Annotated in this window: 12 protein-coding genes; 10 read left to right on the forward strand and 2 right to left on the reverse strand. The window is 54.8% G+C overall.

From position 1 onward, the window contains the following. Positions 1 to 59 precede the first annotated feature (59 nt). From mutS to PUT07_RS12095, 10 genes are all read left to right on the forward strand, one after another. Positions 60 to 2,708, forward strand: coding sequence for a DNA mismatch repair protein MutS (mutS, locus tag PUT07_RS12050; protein WP_274468247.1), 2,649 nt, complete (start codon positions 60 to 62; stop codon positions 2,706 to 2,708). Between the two features lie 36 nt (positions 2,709 to 2,744). Continuing rightward, on the forward strand, positions 2,745 to 4,184 hold the full coding sequence (locus PUT07_RS12055; protein ID WP_274468248.1) for a S41 family peptidase: 1,440 nt from the start codon (positions 2,745 to 2,747) through the stop codon (positions 4,182 to 4,184). Positions 4,185 to 4,202: 18 nt separating this feature from the next. Next, on the forward strand, positions 4,203 to 6,416 hold the full coding sequence (mutL, locus tag PUT07_RS12060; RefSeq protein WP_274468249.1) for a DNA mismatch repair endonuclease MutL: 2,214 nt from the start codon (positions 4,203 to 4,205) through the stop codon (positions 6,414 to 6,416). A gap of 4 nt (positions 6,417 to 6,420) precedes the next feature. After that, positions 6,421 to 7,197 carry a class I SAM-dependent methyltransferase gene (locus PUT07_RS12065; RefSeq protein WP_274468250.1) on the forward strand — a complete coding sequence of 259 codons (777 nt, stop codon included), beginning with the start codon at positions 6,421 to 6,423 and terminating at the stop codon, positions 7,195 to 7,197. After that, positions 7,191 to 8,159: a tRNA (adenosine(37)-N6)-dimethylallyltransferase MiaA gene (miaA, locus tag PUT07_RS12070; RefSeq protein ID WP_274468251.1), complete on the forward strand. Its 969-nt coding sequence runs from the start codon at positions 7,191 to 7,193 to the stop codon at positions 8,157 to 8,159. Before PUT07_RS12065 ends, miaA begins: the two co-directional genes overlap by 7 nt. Before the next feature lie 66 nt (positions 8,160 to 8,225). Beyond that, positions 8,226 to 8,465, forward strand: coding sequence for an RNA chaperone Hfq (gene hfq, locus PUT07_RS12075; RefSeq protein ID WP_274468252.1), 240 nt, complete (start codon positions 8,226 to 8,228; stop codon positions 8,463 to 8,465). A gap of 143 nt (positions 8,466 to 8,608) precedes the next feature. Next, the gene (locus PUT07_RS12080) at positions 8,609 to 11,191 is read left to right on the forward strand and encodes a transglycosylase domain-containing protein (RefSeq protein ID WP_274468253.1); all 2,583 of its coding nucleotides are present in this window, start codon (positions 8,609 to 8,611) and stop codon (positions 11,189 to 11,191) included. 47 nt (positions 11,192 to 11,238) lie between these two features. Continuing rightward, on the forward strand, positions 11,239 to 11,952 hold the full coding sequence (locus tag PUT07_RS12085; protein WP_274468254.1) for a peptidylprolyl isomerase: 714 nt from the start codon (positions 11,239 to 11,241) through the stop codon (positions 11,950 to 11,952). A 56-nt stretch (positions 11,953 to 12,008) separates the two neighbouring features. After that, complete coding sequence (locus PUT07_RS12090; RefSeq protein ID WP_274468255.1) at positions 12,009 to 12,701, forward strand: alpha/beta hydrolase; 693 nt, start codon at positions 12,009 to 12,011, stop codon at positions 12,699 to 12,701. After that, a complete protein-coding gene (locus PUT07_RS12095) occupies positions 12,673 to 13,368 on the forward strand; it encodes a SanA/YdcF family protein (RefSeq protein ID WP_274468256.1) in 696 nt (231 codons plus the stop codon). The genes PUT07_RS12090 and PUT07_RS12095 overlap by 29 nt, the downstream gene beginning before the upstream one ends. A 619-nt stretch (positions 13,369 to 13,987) precedes the next feature. Here the strand turns inward: PUT07_RS12095 and PUT07_RS12100 are convergent. Further along, complete coding sequence (locus tag PUT07_RS12100) at positions 13,988 to 14,857, reverse strand: SDR family oxidoreductase (RefSeq protein WP_274468257.1); 870 nt, start codon at positions 14,855 to 14,857, stop codon at positions 13,988 to 13,990. Between the two features lie 35 nt (positions 14,858 to 14,892). After that, positions 14,893 to 15,687 (reverse strand): GNAT family N-acetyltransferase, encoded by a 795-nt coding sequence (locus PUT07_RS12105; protein ID WP_274468258.1) that lies wholly within the window; start codon positions 15,685 to 15,687, stop codon positions 14,893 to 14,895. Positions 15,688 to 15,706 lie beyond the last annotated feature (19 nt).

A 15,706-nucleotide genomic window follows, 5' to 3' on the forward strand; every position in this document is an offset into this window, starting at 1 on the left:
AAAATGAATGAATAATAGTTTCATAGAGTTGACAATGAATGTGGTTGGAGGAACGCAAGGTGGCTCAATATACGCCGATGATTCAACAATACTTGGCCGTGAAGGCGACGGTTCCGGACGCTTTTTTGTTTTTCCGTCTGGGTGATTTCTATGAGATGTTCTTTGACGATGCGATCAATGCGGCGAGAGAACTGGAGATTACGTTAACGGGCAGAGAAGGCGGTGCCGACGAGAAGATTCCGATGTGCGGCGTCCCACACCATTCCGCCGAGACTTACATGTCGCGGCTTATCGAGAAAGGGTACAAGGTCGCCATCTGCGAACAGGTGGAAGATCCGGCTGAGGCCAAAGGCGTCGTCCGCCGCGAAATCGTGCGGATCGTAACGCCGGGTACCGTGATGGACAGCAAGCTGCTCGGTGAATCCAGCAACAATTACATAGTCTCCTTAGTCAGCCGCGAGCAAGGCTATGCGTTTACCGCTTGCGATATCTCGACAGGAGAGTTATACACGACGCTGCTGGCACCGTCCTGGGAGCTTGTGGCGGACGAGCTCAATGTGTACAACCCGTCCGAGATCATTACGGACGGAGCGCTGCTCGCCACCATCCGGGAATCCGGCGTAATCTGGGGCCGAAGTACGGTGCTGACGGAGTGGACGCAAGCCGACGAGCGGCTGTTGGACGAGCATTTCGCCGATGATACGGCTTTGCCGGGCTTATCCCCGCTAAGCCGTCAAGGTGTGGCCTTGCTGCTCGCTTACTTGAAAGAAACGCAGAAGCGTGCGCTTACGCACGTGAAACACATTCGGCTGTATGAGCCGGATCAATACATGACGATGGATCCGTTCACGCGCCGCAACCTCGAACTGGTCGAAACGGTTCGCGAACGCGCCAAGAAAGGCTCGCTGCTCTGGCTGCTCGACCGAACCGTCACCGCCATGGGCGCGCGGATGCTCCGCCGCTGGATCGAGAAACCGCTCATGAGCGTATCTCGCATCGAAGAGCGGCTGGAAGCTGTCGATCTGCTCTACAATCAGCTCATCGTCCGCGATGATGTGAAGCAGGCGCTGAAGGAAGTTTACGACTTGGAGCGGCTCGTCGCCCGCATCTCCTATGGCAATGCCAATGCCCGCGATATGGTGGCTTTGAAGCATTCCTTGCAGCAGGTTCCTTTGCTGCAGGAAATATGTGCCGCCTCGGGTTCGGCAACGCTGCGCAAGCTTGTCGAGAATATGGACCTCTGCGAAGATGTCATGTCCTGGATCGGGAGCGCCATCGTGGACGAGCCGCCGGTATCTATCCGGGACGGGGGAATGATTCGCGAAGGCTATCAGCCGTACCTTGATCAATTGCGCGAAGCGAGCACGAACGGCAAGATGTGGATTGCCGAGCTGGAGCGCCAGGAGCGGGAAGCGACGGGCATCAAATCGCTCAAAATCGGCTACAACAAAGTGTTCGGCTACTTCATTGAAGTGACCAAAGCGAATATGTCGGCGCTGCAGGAAGGCCGCTATGAGCGCAAGCAGACGCTGGCCAATGCGGAACGGTATGTGACGCCGGAGCTGAAAGAGAAAGAAGCGCTTATTCTCGAAGCGCAGGATAAAATGGTCGATCTGGAGTATGAGCTGTTCACGGAGCTTCGCGACCGGATTTCCCAGCACATCTCCAGATTGCAGAAGCTGGCGGAGGTCATCGCCACCGCCGATGTGTACCAATCGCTGGCCGCCGTATCCGCGGCACAGCATTTCCGCAAGCCGGAGATCGGCGAAGGCTTCGATCTCCACATCGAAGACGGCCGCCACCCTGTGGTGGAGGCGGTCATTCAGGACGGCTCGTTCATCGCCAACGATACGCGCCTGGAGCGGGAGCAGGGCCGCATCCTGCTCATCACCGGTCCGAACATGGCCGGCAAGAGCACGTACATGCGGCAGGTAGCCGTGATCTGCCTGATGGCGCAGATCGGCTGCTTCGTGCCCGCCCGGTCCGCGCGCATCCCGGTGACCGACCGGATCTTCACCCGGATCGGCGCCGCGGACGACCTGATCGGCGGGCAGAGCACGTTCATGGTCGAGATGATGGACATTCAGGTGATGACGGAGAAGGCGACGAGCAAGAGTCTCGTCATCATCGACGAGCTCGGCCGCGGCACGTCGACAGGCGAAGGCATGGCGATCGCGCAGGCCGTGATCGAATTCCTTCACGACCGGATCGGCTGCAAGACGCTCGTGTCTACCCACTTCCATGAGCTGGCGCACCTGGAAGAAAGCCTCGGCCATCTGCGCAATCACTGTATGGCTGTGAAGGAAAGCGGCCGGCAGGTCACGTTCCTGCGCAAGCTGATCCCCGGCGCAGCCAGCACGAGCTACGGCATCTACTGTGCCGAAATCGCCGGGCTGCCGGAGGCGATCATTCAGCGCTCGTACGAGCTGCTGAATGGCTTCGAAGAGCGGGCGGCCGGCGCTGCGCAGGTTGCCGCCGCTTCGTCGGCGGTCGCTGCGGAGCATGCGGCTCCTGTGGAACAGGCGGCTGCCGTGCAGCAGCTGTCCCTCTTCGAGGAGGACAGGGCTGAGGTTCACTCCGCCAAGAAAGCGAAGCCGGATGCGAAGAGCCAGTCCGTGCTCGACCAGCTCAAAGGGATAGATTTGATCAATATGACGCCGCTGCAGGCGCTTAACCTTGTGTACGAATGGAAACAAAAGCTGCAGTAACAAGCTGCATGATCTCATAACCGAGGAGAGACGCATATGACAACTCAACCGAAATTGAAGAAGATGAAAGTAACCTTAGCCCTTGCGTCCGCCCTTATGACCATACTGCCCGTAAGCGGCGCGTCCGCAGCGGAAGACCTGCAAACCCAGCAGGTGAGAGAAATTATCGGGAAGCTGCATGTGAGCGGAGTCACCGAGGAAGCGCTGGCCGGACAAAGCATCAAGCAAATGATCGACGGTTTGCAGGATCCGTATACCGTTTTCTTCAGCCAGGAAGAGTACGGTCAGTTCGCCAGCTCTCTCGAAAATAACTATGTGGGTATGGGAGCCCGCATCGGAATTGACGACAAAGGCGTATACTTGTCGGAGATTTTCGCCGGCTCACCGGCCGAAATCGCCGGCCTCAAACGCGATGACTACGTGCGGGCCGTCGACGGCGTCACGGCTTCGACGACGTCCATCGATGAGGTTCGCAACAAAATCATCGGGCCGGAAGGCTCTAAGGTGAAAGTAACGGTAGAGCGGGACGGCAAGCCATTGACCGTCGAGCTCACGCGCAAAGGCGTTAATGTGCCGGAAGTGTACAGCGCAAGCTTCGCGAATGGCGTGGGGTATATTCAAATTACCGATTTCTCCAGCGATGCCGATGAGGATTTTGACAAGCAGCTCACAGCCCTACAGGCTAAAGGCTTGAAATCGCTCATTCTCGATGTGCGCAACAATCCGGGGGGACTCGTGGAGACGGCGCAGAACATCGCCAAGCATTTCGTGAAAAACGGCGTGCTCATTCACACCAAGGATCGCAACGGCATCGATGAACCGGTACCGATCGAAGGCGGAACGGCTTTATCGGTTCCCGTCTATGTGCTGGCCAATGAGTATAGCGCGAGCGCTTCGGAAGTGTTGTCCGGCGCTTTGCAGGACTACAATGTAGCCAAAGTGATCGGTATGCAGACGTACGGCAAGGGCAGCGTTCAGCAGCTGTTTCAATTGGATAATAACAGCGCGCTGAAAGTGACGATCGAGGAGTATTTGACGCCGAAACAGCGCAAAGTGAATAAAGTCGGCATTACACCGGATATGAAAGTGGACGGACCGGCGGCGCAGCTCATTACCGCGCTTCATGAAGCGGGGATTTCGGATGTTCAAGTGGACATTTCCAAGCATGACGTGAAATTCAATGGTGCGCAGGTAGGTAACGGATTCGGCAACTTCCGCGATAACGGCAAATTGTTTGCGACAACCCGCGGCTTGGCGGCATTGGTCGGAGCTTCGATTACATGGAACGAAGCGAACCGTACCGTGGACATTTCGGATGGCCAAGCAACGTATGCCATTCCAGTTGAAGCGGATAAGCTGATCATTGAGGATGGGACCAGCTACGTGAATGTAGATCTGTTCGACGATTATTTCCCGCAGCTGAAAGTGAATGATCAAGGTGAGAATGTTTCTATTCGCGTTGTGAAGGCGAACTAGGAAGGGGAAATGGGGAAGATGGGCAAAATCCAGCTTTTGAGCGAGCATATTGCGAACCAGATCGCCGCTGGGGAAGTGGTGGAGCGCCCTTCCTCCGTGGTGAAAGAGCTGGTTGAGAACTCGGTCGATGCGGAAAGCACGCGAATCGACGTGACGATCGAAGAAGGCGGGCTGCAATTGATACGCGTCTCGGATAACGGCACCGGTATGGCGCTGGATGATTGCGAAGTTGCGTTTCAGCGGCATGCCACGAGTAAAATTTCGACGAGCAAAGATTTGTTCTCGATTCGCACATTAGGCTTCCGCGGCGAGGCGCTGCCGAGTATTGCTTCGGTCTCCCGACTGGAGTGTGTGACGAGTGCGGCGAATGACGGACTGGGCCGCAAAATTACCATCGAAGGCGGCACCATTCGCGGCGTCACGGAGACGGCCGCTTCGCGCGGGACGGAAGTGACGGTGAAGGACTTATTTTACAACACGCCGGCACGCCTCAAATATATGAAAACGATTCAGACGGAGCTCGGTCATATCTCGGATTATATGTACCGGTTGGCGCTGGCTCATCCGGGAATTGCGTTCACGCTCAAGCATAACGGCAATTTGCTTCTGCAGACGCTGGGCAACGGCGACCTGCTGCAAGTCATCGCCGGCATCTATGGCACGGCGATTGGCAAGCAGATGCTCCCGATCCAGGCGGAAAGCCTGGATTATACGATCTCAGGCTTCGTCGCGAAGCCTGAGATGACCCGCGCGAACCGCGGCGGCATCTCGACCATTGTGAATGGCCGGTATGTCCGCAATTTCGCGCTGAATCAAGCGCTGCTGCAGGGGTATCACACCCTGCTGCCGATCAACCGCTTCCCGGTTGCCGTCCTGCAAATCGGGATGGATCCTGCGCTGGTGGATGTGAATGTGCATCCAGCCAAGCTGGAGGTCCGCTTCAGTAAAGAAGCGGAGCTGACGGCGCTCATCGAGGCGGAGGTGAAGCGGCTCTTTGGCCGGCAGGTGCTTATTCCTACGGGCAATAAGCCAGCTGCGCCGAGAGGCGCTTACATTCAGGAGCAGCTGGACTTGACGAGGACGTTGGAGACGCCGGCTGCCGGTCTGGCTCCTGGAGGAGCGGCTGTGGAGAGGGCGGAGCTGCCGCGGCTGCCGGAAGAAACGGCATTCACGGTATCCGCGCCATCAGCACCGTACGAGTCGTCCGCGCCATCTGCGCTATCCGGGCAACCTGCGCGGCCTGCGCAAGCGGAGCCATTCATGCAATCAGCCGGGTTGCAGCCAACGATGCGCGAGCTGCAGGCATCGTCACAGTCAGCAGCTCGGCAGATTCCACAGGTTCCACAGGCTTCGCAGGCTCAGGTGAAAGAAAGTCTATCCGCTTACGATACGGAGGAGCGGGCTTTACCGGCAGCGAACCTGCCGCAAGCAGCCGAGCCCAAAGCTTGGGCGCCTTCTTATGAAGCGCCAAGATCGACACCGAGTGCCGGCTACCCAACGTCGAACCGCATGCCTGCGTCTTCGAACGCTGCTGCTTCCGCGACTCCCGCGACGCGGAATGTCAGCTTGTCGCAGCAGCGCCGCATGAACGAAGCTTTCCTGGATTCGCTGCCGGCGGGTATCGAGAGCGAGACGCCTAAGCTGCCTGCTTTCCCGCGGCTGGAGCCGATCGGACAGATGCATGGGACGTATTTGGTCGCGCAGAACGAGGAAGGCTTGTACTTAATTGATCAGCATGCCGCGCATGAGCGCATTAATTATGAATATTATTACGAGCGTTTTGGCAATCCTGCTGAGGCGAGCCAAGAATTGCTCGTTGGGATAACGCTGGAATTCACCCCTGCGGAGGCCGGCATCATAGCGGAGCGGTTATCGCTCTTCGAGCAAGCCGGCGTGTATATGGAAGCTTTCGGCGGCAATACGTTCCTCGTTCGCGCGCACCCGCACTGGTTTCCGCCGGGGGAAGAGAAGACAATTATTGAAGAGATCTGCGAATGGGTGCTTAGCGAGAAGAAGGCGGTCGACATCGCCAAACTGCGGGAGAAAGCGGCGATTATGTGTTCCTGCAAAGCATCGATTAAAGCGAACCAAGGGCTTAGCGTGCTGGAAATGGAAACGCTCATCGACCGGCTCGCCGGCTGCCGGAATCCCTATACGTGCCCGCACGGACGGCCGATTGTGGTGAGCTTTACGACTTATGAGCTGGAGAAAATGTTTAAGAGAGTGATGTAACGACGTGTTAGTAACGACATCCTATAATCCGTCCCAAGAAATTGTGGACAAGGCGGAGCATCTGGCCGGCGTTTACGGCGGCCGGATCGTGCCGCGGGGCAAGTATTCTTTGGAACTTCTTAGGAAAAATTATAACGATCCTTCTCTTCTGCTTGTGACAAGAGAAGAGATCAGGTACTATGAAGATGACCATGCACCCGCTTTTTTCCATCCCAGCATGGCGCTCGTACGCATCAAGCGCATGTTAAGAGGCGAGAGCGATCTTTTGATGGAGGCATCAAGTGCGGCGACCGGCGATACCGTCGTTGACTGCACGGCAGGTCTGGCGTCGGACGCGATTGTATTCTCCTTCGCGGTCGGTCCGCAGGGCCATGTGACGGCGATCGAGAGCGAGCGCGTTCCGGCTATGCTGATCCAGGAAGGCTTGGCCAGCTACCATTCCGAGATTGCCGAGTTGAACGAAGCCATGAGGCGCATTACCGTTCACCGCATGCATCATCTTGCTTATTTGCAGGGATTAGCTTCGAAAAGTGTGGATATCGTGTACTTCGACCCGATGTTCCGCAAGCCGATCGAAGAGTCTCATGCCATGTCGCACTTGAGAAGAAATGCCAACGATGAGGCCATCGCGTCGGCATCCATCGAAGAGGCCAAGCGTGTCGCACGCAAATCCATTGTGCTCAAAGAGAACCGGGACAGCAAGGAGTTCGCCCGTCTGGGGTTCGAGCATGTATTACGATCCACGACCAAAACAACGTATGGAGTGATTCGACTGTGTTAGCCCCATCGGCCAAACCGAAGTTGCTCGTGCTTCTTGGTCCCACAGCAGTTGGCAAGACCAAGCTTAGTTTAGAAATCGCACAGCGGTTCGGATGCGAGATTATTTCCGGAGATTCGATGCAAGTGTATCGGGGGATGGATATCGGAACGGCCAAAGCGAGTGCAGAGGAGCAGAAGCTGGTTCCGCACCATCTTATCGATATTTGCGATCCTTCCTACCCGTTTTCTGCAGCAGAATTTCAGGAGCGGGTCAAGGATTTGATTCTCGACATTCACTCGCGCGGCAAGCTGCCTTTTATTGTCGGAGGCACAGGTCTGTACATCGAATCCGTGTGCTACAATTACCAATTCACGGACGTTAGCATGGATGAAGCGTTCCGTCAGGAGCAAGAGGCCTATGCGTTCCAATATGGAGACGAAGCCTTGCACCGGAAGCTGCGCGAGATCGATCCGGCGAGTGCGGACCGGCTTCATGCCAATGACCGGCGGCGGATCATCCGAGCCATGGAGATCTATCATGTTTCCGGTGAAACGATGACATCCCATTTGGCCTCCCAGAAAAAAGAATCTCCTTACGAACTATGTATCATCGGACTGACGATGGACCGTGCGCTGCTGTATAAGCGCATTGAGGAGCGCATTGATGCCATGATGCAGGAAGGGCTTGTCGCAGAGGTTCAATCGATTCTGGCTGCAGGCTGCCCCAAGCAGGCGATCTCGATGCAGGCGCTCGGGTATAAGGAAATCGTGGCTTATCTCGAAGGCGAGCTCAATTATGAGGAAGCGGTCACGCTTCTTAAACGCGATACGCGGCGTTTCGCCAAGCGTCAACTGTCCTGGTTCCGGCATATGAAGGACATTCACTGGGTGGACGTGACGGAATCGGCAAATTTTTCTGCCCATTTCTCGAAGATTAGTGATATACTAGCAGGAAAGTTTGTACATAAAATTGAATATAATTAACAAATATGACCACTAGAAAATAGCGCCGTCCGGCGATAGTTTCTTTCCATTAAGGGGGACCTACTGATGAACCGATCCATTAATATCCAGGACAATTTTCTGAATCAACTGCGCAAAGAAAGCATTCCCGTAACCGTCTACTTGACGAATGGGTTCCAAATCAGAGGGCTGATCCGTGCTTTTGATAATTTCACCATTATCATTGACAGCGAAGGTCGCCAACAAATGGTGTACAAGCACGCCATCTCCACGTTCACACCGCAGCGTGCTGTTTCTCTGATGGCGGCTACGGAAGCAGCGGAATAATCTTCCTCTACTCGCTCGATTTTGCAACTTTTTAATGGACCGAACCGTCTAACCGAATAGAAACTTGTGGGAGCAACCTTGTTTAAGGTTGTTCTTTTGTTGGTTAATAGAAAAAGAATTGAACAACGAGGGAGTCGGTGGATTTGGAGAGACCTACGAACAGACAGTCGACCACGAATACCAAAACGAAACCGCAAGGGAATCAGAAAGGGTCTAAGAAGAAAAAAAAATTTAATTTCCGCAAATTAATTTTAGGCTCCATTATTGCAACGATTCTGGCAATTATTTGTGCGATGGCTATTTATATCGTTGTTATTATGAGTGGTTTCAAAATTCTGGAAACGAATATCGATAAGATCGAAACATCGACGGAGTCGACGCTGATCTATGCGCAGGAGGAAGGCAAAGATAAGCCGGCCACGGAAATCGCCAAGATCTATAAGGGCGAGAACCGCGAGAGCGTGGATATCAAAGACATTCCGGAACGTTTGAAGTATGCGTTCATTGCGACGGAGGATCGCAGGTTTGAACAGCATGCCGGCGTGGACTTCTGGGCCATCGGACGCGCATTAGTGAAAGACGTCATTCATATGAGCGCTGTCGAAGGCGGCAGTACGATCACTCAGCAGCTCGCCAAGAACGTATTCCTCAGCTCCGAGAAAACAGCGTTTCGTAAAGCGACGGAGATGTCCATCGCATTCGCCTTGGATGAGAAGTATACGAAGGATGAAATTCTTGAACGGTACTTGAACCGTATTTACTTCGGCAGTAACGCTTACGGCATTAAAGCGGCCGCCAAGATCTATTTCGGCAAATCGAACTTGAATGATCTGAAGGTATGGGAAATGGCCACCTTGGCGGCATTGCCGAAAGCGCCGTCCCGTTATTCGCCGTTAACGAATCCGGATCTGTCCAAGGAACGCCGTGGCGTCGTGCTGCGGTTGATGACCGATCAAGGCTATATTACGGAAGCGGAGCGGGCGGAAGCGGCGGCCGTGGATTATGTGCCGCCGGCTGCAGCTGCAACGGGGACGAAGGATTACGCCAGTTATGTGGATTATGTCATGAATGAAGCGGAAGATATGTACGGCATCAGCGAGGATGAACTGCTCACCAAGGGGTACCGCATCTACACGACGATGGATACGAAAGCTCAGAAAATTATGGAGACAACGTATGCGAATCCGAGCTTCTTCCAGAAGGATGCCTCCGACGGGCAGAAGATTCAGAGTGCGATGGTCATTGTGGATAACAAAACGGGCGGTCTCATGGCGCTCATCGGCGGCCGCGATTACAAATCGCGCGGATTCAGCCGAGTTTATTCCAAGCGTCAGCCAGGCTCGTCGTTCAAACCGATTGCGGCTTACGGACCGGCGCTGGAGAGCGGGAATTATAACCCGTATTCCATTCTGGACGATTCGAAGACCAGCTTCGGCAACGGCACTTATACTCCGCGCAACTATGACCGTGTCACACACGGTCAAGTAACGATGTTGGAGGCGGTGAAGAAGTCATACAACCTGGCGCCGGTCTGGCTGCTTGAGCAAATGGGCGTAGGCAGCGGTCTGGAGTTCGCCAAGAAGCTGGGCATTCAATTGAATGCACAGAAAGACCGCAACCTGGCCATCGCCCTAGGCGGATTGACCGATGGCGTGTCGCCGCTGGAGATGGCGACGGCGTACACCGCATTCGCCAACCAAGGCGTTCAGAACAAAACGCATGCCATTCTGCGGATTACGGATGCGCAGGGCAAAGAAGTCGCAGCCTATAAGCAGGAGAAGAAGCAAGTTATTCAGCCCAAAACGGCTTACTATATGACGATGCTGCTGCAAGGCGTCGTTGAGACGGGCGGTACAGGGACCAAAGCGAAGTTCAATCGTCCGGTAGCCGGTAAAACCGGAACGACCGGTTTGGATATCAAAGGCATCGAGCAGTACGACCGCGACGTCTGGTTCGTCGGCTACACGCCGGAGTGGACGGCGGCAGTCTGGGAAGGCTTCGATAAAGTTGATGCGAAGCACTACGTGACGATCGGCAGCGGAAGCCCGTCGTCGATCTTCAAAGAGGTGATGTCCAAGTCGCTCGAAGGGCGTCCTGTAACGAACTTCGTCAAACCGGACAATGTGCCCGTACCGACGGAAACGCCTAGCGGAATTACCGATTTGGCGGCGGTTTATGAGGTTGATAAGAAATCTGTTAAAATAACGTGGACATCACTTGGCGACAAGATGACGTACAATGTATACCGCAAAGGCTCCAAGGAGGCGGAAGCTAAGCTGCTGACGCAGTCTCCTGTGCCATCTGTGAACGATACGTCGGTATTCAGCGGAGAGACTTATCAGTATTATGTAATGCCGGTGAATGCGGACACGAATGTCGAAGGGGCAAAATCGAATGTGGCATCGGTGGAAATTCCGAAGGACAATACGCTTCCGAACGGAACGTCACCTTCGCCATCGCCTGGCGTGTCGCCATCTCCTTCGCCAGGGGACGGCAAAGATCCGGGAACGCCTTCGCAATCCCCGGGCACGAAGCCGACGCCAACGCCAACGCCGGGGAATACCGGGAAGCCTGGGACGAATCCGAGTCCCAGCTCTAGCCCAAGTCCTAGCGTGAAGCCGAGTCCCACTCCGACACCGACTCCGAAGCCGGGAGAAGAGGCGGCCGACAAGCCGAAGGACGGCAAGCCTGATGACGGTCAAGTCATAGCGCCGAAGCAGCCTTAACATTCGTTCAGCAGCTCGAATCTCAACAATCGACGGAGGAAACGACAATGAACTTGCTTAATTCGAAGAAATTAATGCCAATTGCCCTCATCGCGCTTACGGTAGCGGCTTCAGCCTGCGGAAACAAGCCGGCCGAAACGGCCGGCGGCACGGCAACGCCGAAGAGCGGAGCGGCGGCAACGGCCGCTGCCTCCCCGGCTGCCACTTCAGCAGCGACGCCGGCAGCGAAGCAATGGAGCCAACCGCCGGCCATGACGATCGATACGAACAAAACGTATCAAGCGGACGTTACAACATCCAAGGGTTCGTTCACTATTGATTTGTATGCCAAGGAAGCGCCCAAAACGGTCAATAACTTTGTGTTTTTGTCCAAGGAAGGCTTCTATAACAATGTGACGTTCCACCGGATTATCAAATCGTTCATGATTCAGACGGGCGATCCGCAGGGTACCGGCATGGGCGGTCCTGGCTATAAATTCGCGGATGAGTTGAAGACGACGCACAAATATGAGCCGGGTACGGTCGCTATGGCGAACGCAGGTCCGAATACGAACGGCAGCCAGTTTTTCATCTGCTCAGGCGATGACTGCGCGAATTTGAACAAAATGCCCAACTATACGATTTTCGGCAAAGTAACGGCGGAAGGGATGGCAACCATTGCCAAAATTGCGGAAACGCCTGTAGAGAAGGGCGGAGAAGCGACGCCAAGCAAACCGAAAGAAAAGGTCACGATTACCGGCATCACGATTAAAGAGAAATAGAATATGTTAGTAGCAGGCAGCATGAAGATGATGACGGATGTCAGGAGGGATGCCGGGTGAAACAACCCTGTTTATTGTTCCATGGATTTACGGGTGGGCCGTACGAGGTTGAGCCGCTTGCTCGGCATTTGCGGGAACGCGGTCAGGTATGCAAGGTGCCGGAGCTTCCTTGGAACGGAGACTCTTACAACCAATTGAAAACTTCCCATTGGGAGGATTGGGTACGAGCTGCCGAAGAGCAGGCTCAGCGGATGACGCGTGAGTACGGTTCCTTCGACATGGTCGGCTTCTCGATGGGAGGGCTGCTGGCCGCCTATTTGGCCGTGCGGTATCCGGTTCGAAGATTGATTCTGCTCAACACCGCCGTGATCTATGTCAGTCCGGGCAGGCTGCTGGAAGCGATGCGGGACGAGTGGAGATACCAGCGGAGAATATCGCTGCACAAGGCCAAATCGACTCCGCTTCGGGCTACATGGCAGTTCACTCGGCTTGTTCGCCATTTGAAGCCTGAGCTCAGTCAGGTCCAAATCCCGACGTTGATCGCCCAGTCCGAGAAGGATCATGTCATCCATCCGCAGAGCGCGCGGTATATTTACCGCAAAGTGAGAGGATGGCGCGAAATTCATTGGCACCCGAGATCCAATCACCTCATTTGTCATAGTGACGACGCGGCTGAGCTGTTTCGCCAAGTCAGCGCTTTTCTGGATAAGGAGTATGTGGATGACAGTCAAAACAAGCATGAACCGTAAACTGCGAACAGCTGCTCCTAGACCCGGAAAACCGAAGAAGCCGGCCCCAAGACTGGGGTTCCGGCGTTTCTTCGTCCGTTTGCTGCGAACGGCAGCCATCATTTTCCTGATCGGACTCGCTTGGATCATTTATATTCAATGGAAGGTGCAGGTAGCCCCGGATCAAGCGCTGCCTAAGCAGGTGGATGTAGGCATTGTGCTGGGGGCGTCGCTGCGCAAGGATATTCCGAGTCCCGGCTTGCAAGAGCGGCTGGATTGGGCCGTGGAGCTGTATAAGCAGGGCAAGTTCAAGCAGCTGATCGTGAGCGGCGGCTTGGATCATAACGGCTCCAAGCTGACGGAGGCGGAGGGGATGCGCAACTATTTGGTGAAAATGGGCCTTCCCGCCAAAAGTATTCTCCTCGAGCCGCGGGCGACGAGCACGTATGAGAATTTGCTGTTCTCCAAGCACATTATGGACGAGCAGGGGCTTGAGAGCTCGATTATCATCACGCATCAATATCATGGATCGCGTTCCCTGGATATTGCCGAGACCGTCGGCTTGAAAGAGCCGCTCGTCTCCTCGACGAAATCCGAGGTGCTGTTCATGCCTTATCACGAAGCGCGGGAGACGCTGGCTTATACGAAGTGGATCTGGACGAAGCTTCTGCTGAAGGCCGGCATTTAAAAGTTGGAAGAAGCAAAAAGACCTGGCCGGCGGCCAGGTCTTTTTTTCATATGCTGCTGCTGCTGCAGGAAATGGGATGCGCTATTCGCAAGAGGGTTGGCGATTTGCTCCATTGAGCGGAAATACGTTCCTCAATTGCTGCTGCAGCAGGAAATGAGATGCACTAGTCGCGAGAGGATTGGCGATTTGCCCCGTTGGTGGAAATGCGTTCCACTATTGCTGCTGCTGCAGGAAAGCAGATGCGCTATTTGCAAGAGGATTGGCGATTTGCTCCATTGAGCGGAGTTGCGTTCCTCTATTGCTGCTGCTGCAGGAAATGAGATGCGCTATTTGCAAGAAAACCGGCGATTTGCTCCGTTGAGCGGAAATACGTTCCTCTATTCGTCCGTAAACTTGCCGTAAACGGCTCAACTCGCTGCAATAAGGTACTCTATTTCCGCTTAGCTTGAGAAACTAGCCTAATCCGGCACAATAGCGGCTTCTAGTTCCCCTTAACTTCACGGAGCTGCCAGTTGTCTATCATCTGCCGATGTCTGCCGATAATCTGCCGGTTGTCTATCATCTGCCGACTCTGCCGATAATCTGCCAGCTGCCTGCCACTTGTCATCTGCCAATCCGATCAACCGTTCACGATCGTTCCGCCGTTCACATGCAGCACTTGCCCGGCCATATACGACGAATCATCGCTGGCCAGGAAAACATAGCTCGCCGCGAGCTCTGCCGGTTGACCCGCACGCTTCATCGGCGTCGTCGAGCCGAAGGTCGCGACTTCCTGCTCCGTGAACGTAGAGGGAATGAGCGGCGTCCAGATTGGCCCCGGCGCAACCGCGTTCACGCGAATGCCCTTGGCATTCAGCTGTAGCGAAAGCGAACGCGTGAAGCTGACGATCGCGCCTTTGGTTGCCGAGTAGTCGATCAGCTGCTCGTGTCCGTGATAGGCTGTTATCGAAGCCGTATTGATAATGGCGCTGCCGGGCTTCAAATGCTTGACGGCGGCCTTCGTTAAGTAAAAGAACGAGAAGATGTTCGTCCGGAACGTTCGCTCGAGCTGCTCGCTTGTAATGTCCTCGATACTTTGCTGCGGATGCTGTTCGGCGGCGTTGTTCACGAGAATATCGAGCTTGCCGAACTTTTGCACAGTTTGGTTAATCATTTGCTGGCAGAAGCTTTCGTCACCGATATCGCCGGCAACATGCAGACATTTGCGGCCTGCGCTCTCAACGTGGCGCTTCGTTTCTTCAGCGTCCTCATGCTCGTTCAAGTAGACCAGCACGACGTCTGCGCCTTCCTTGGCATAGGCGAGCGCAATGGCGCGGCCGATGCCGCTGTCGCCTCCGGTAATGAGCGCGACTTTGTCCTTCAGCTTGCCTGCCGGTTTGTAGGCGGCATTGTTAAACTCAGGACGCGGATTCATCTGCGATTCGATGCCAGGCTGCTGGTTCTGGTGCTGTGGCGGGAAAGCGGGTTTGGGTTGTGTAGTTGTTGCCATGATCAGGGCTCCTTCCATGCTAAACGGATTTTTAGTTAGGATGGTGCAATAGGCGGCAAATCATACTTCAAACGGTAGTGATACCCATACATGGTCTTATACCCAAGTTTTTCATATAACGAAACGGCGGCGGTATTGGCGGCGACGACTTGCAAATATTGCCGCGACGCGCCTTGGCTCTGGCTCCAGACGGACAGCGCATGCAGAAGGTAGTAGCCGAGCCCCTGGCCACGTACTTGCTCGCTGACGACAACATTCAAGAAGCCGGCCCATTCGCTTTCCACAATGGCCGTGCCGACGGCAACGATGTCGTTGCCTCTTCTTACCTTGACGAAGCCCTTGGTAGGCTTGATGCGTTCACAGATTCCCTTGTATATACTTTTTAAATCCGGATTGTACGACTCGAGCAGCAGGAACGCATCGAGCCATTCGTCATCCGCGCGGGACGCCCACTCGACCGAGAGGTCAGCCGTGTTCCTGAGCCGTTCACCTGCTTGAGTAACGACTTCTTGCGAGCTTGCGAACATCATGAGACAAGGGAGATCTTTCGCGTAGCCTTGCGACGCCAGATAATCGTCCAAATGTTCAGGGGAGGCGTCGCTGAGCTGAAATATGGCCGGCTGACCCTGCTCGGTATAAAAGCGTTCAACGGTCTGCAGCCAATTGGCCTCACTCGGCACATCTCCGATAGCCAGAACGCTGTTAGCCCGCTTGGTAACCCCATGATTGGCTCTCAGCAGCCACCGGTCAAGCGTGACCGTCGTCTCGGCCGGCCATGTGTTGGAAGCGATGAGATCCATCGTTTTGTAAAAAGTAAGATGATCTTTCATAGAGGACTCCTTTCGAATC

Source organism: Paenibacillus sp. MAHUQ-63, from assembly GCF_028765165.1.
Classification (GTDB): Bacteria; Bacillota; Bacilli; order Paenibacillales; family NBRC-103111; genus Paenibacillus_E.

What these genes read in the sequence shown, in the direction of transcription:
- PUT07_RS12100 (WP_274468257.1), bottom strand. Translation starts at nt 14,857, where the DNA reads ATGGCAACAACTACACAACCCAAACCCGCTTTCCCGCCACAGCACCAG.
- PUT07_RS12055 (WP_274468248.1), top strand. Translation starts at nt 2,745, where the DNA reads ATGACAACTCAACCGAAATTGAAGAAGATGAAAGTAACCTTAGCCCTT.
- PUT07_RS12105 (WP_274468258.1), bottom strand. Translation starts at nt 15,687, where the DNA reads ATGAAAGATCATCTTACTTTTTACAAAACGATGGATCTCATCGCTTCC.
- PUT07_RS12095 (WP_274468256.1), top strand. Translation starts at nt 12,673, where the DNA reads ATGACAGTCAAAACAAGCATGAACCGTAAACTGCGAACAGCTGCTCCT.
- mutL (WP_274468249.1), top strand. Translation starts at nt 4,203, where the DNA reads ATGGGCAAAATCCAGCTTTTGAGCGAGCATATTGCGAACCAGATCGCC.
- PUT07_RS12085 (WP_274468254.1), top strand. Translation starts at nt 11,239, where the DNA reads ATGAACTTGCTTAATTCGAAGAAATTAATGCCAATTGCCCTCATCGCG.
- hfq (WP_274468252.1), top strand. Translation starts at nt 8,226, where the DNA reads ATGAACCGATCCATTAATATCCAGGACAATTTTCTGAATCAACTGCGC.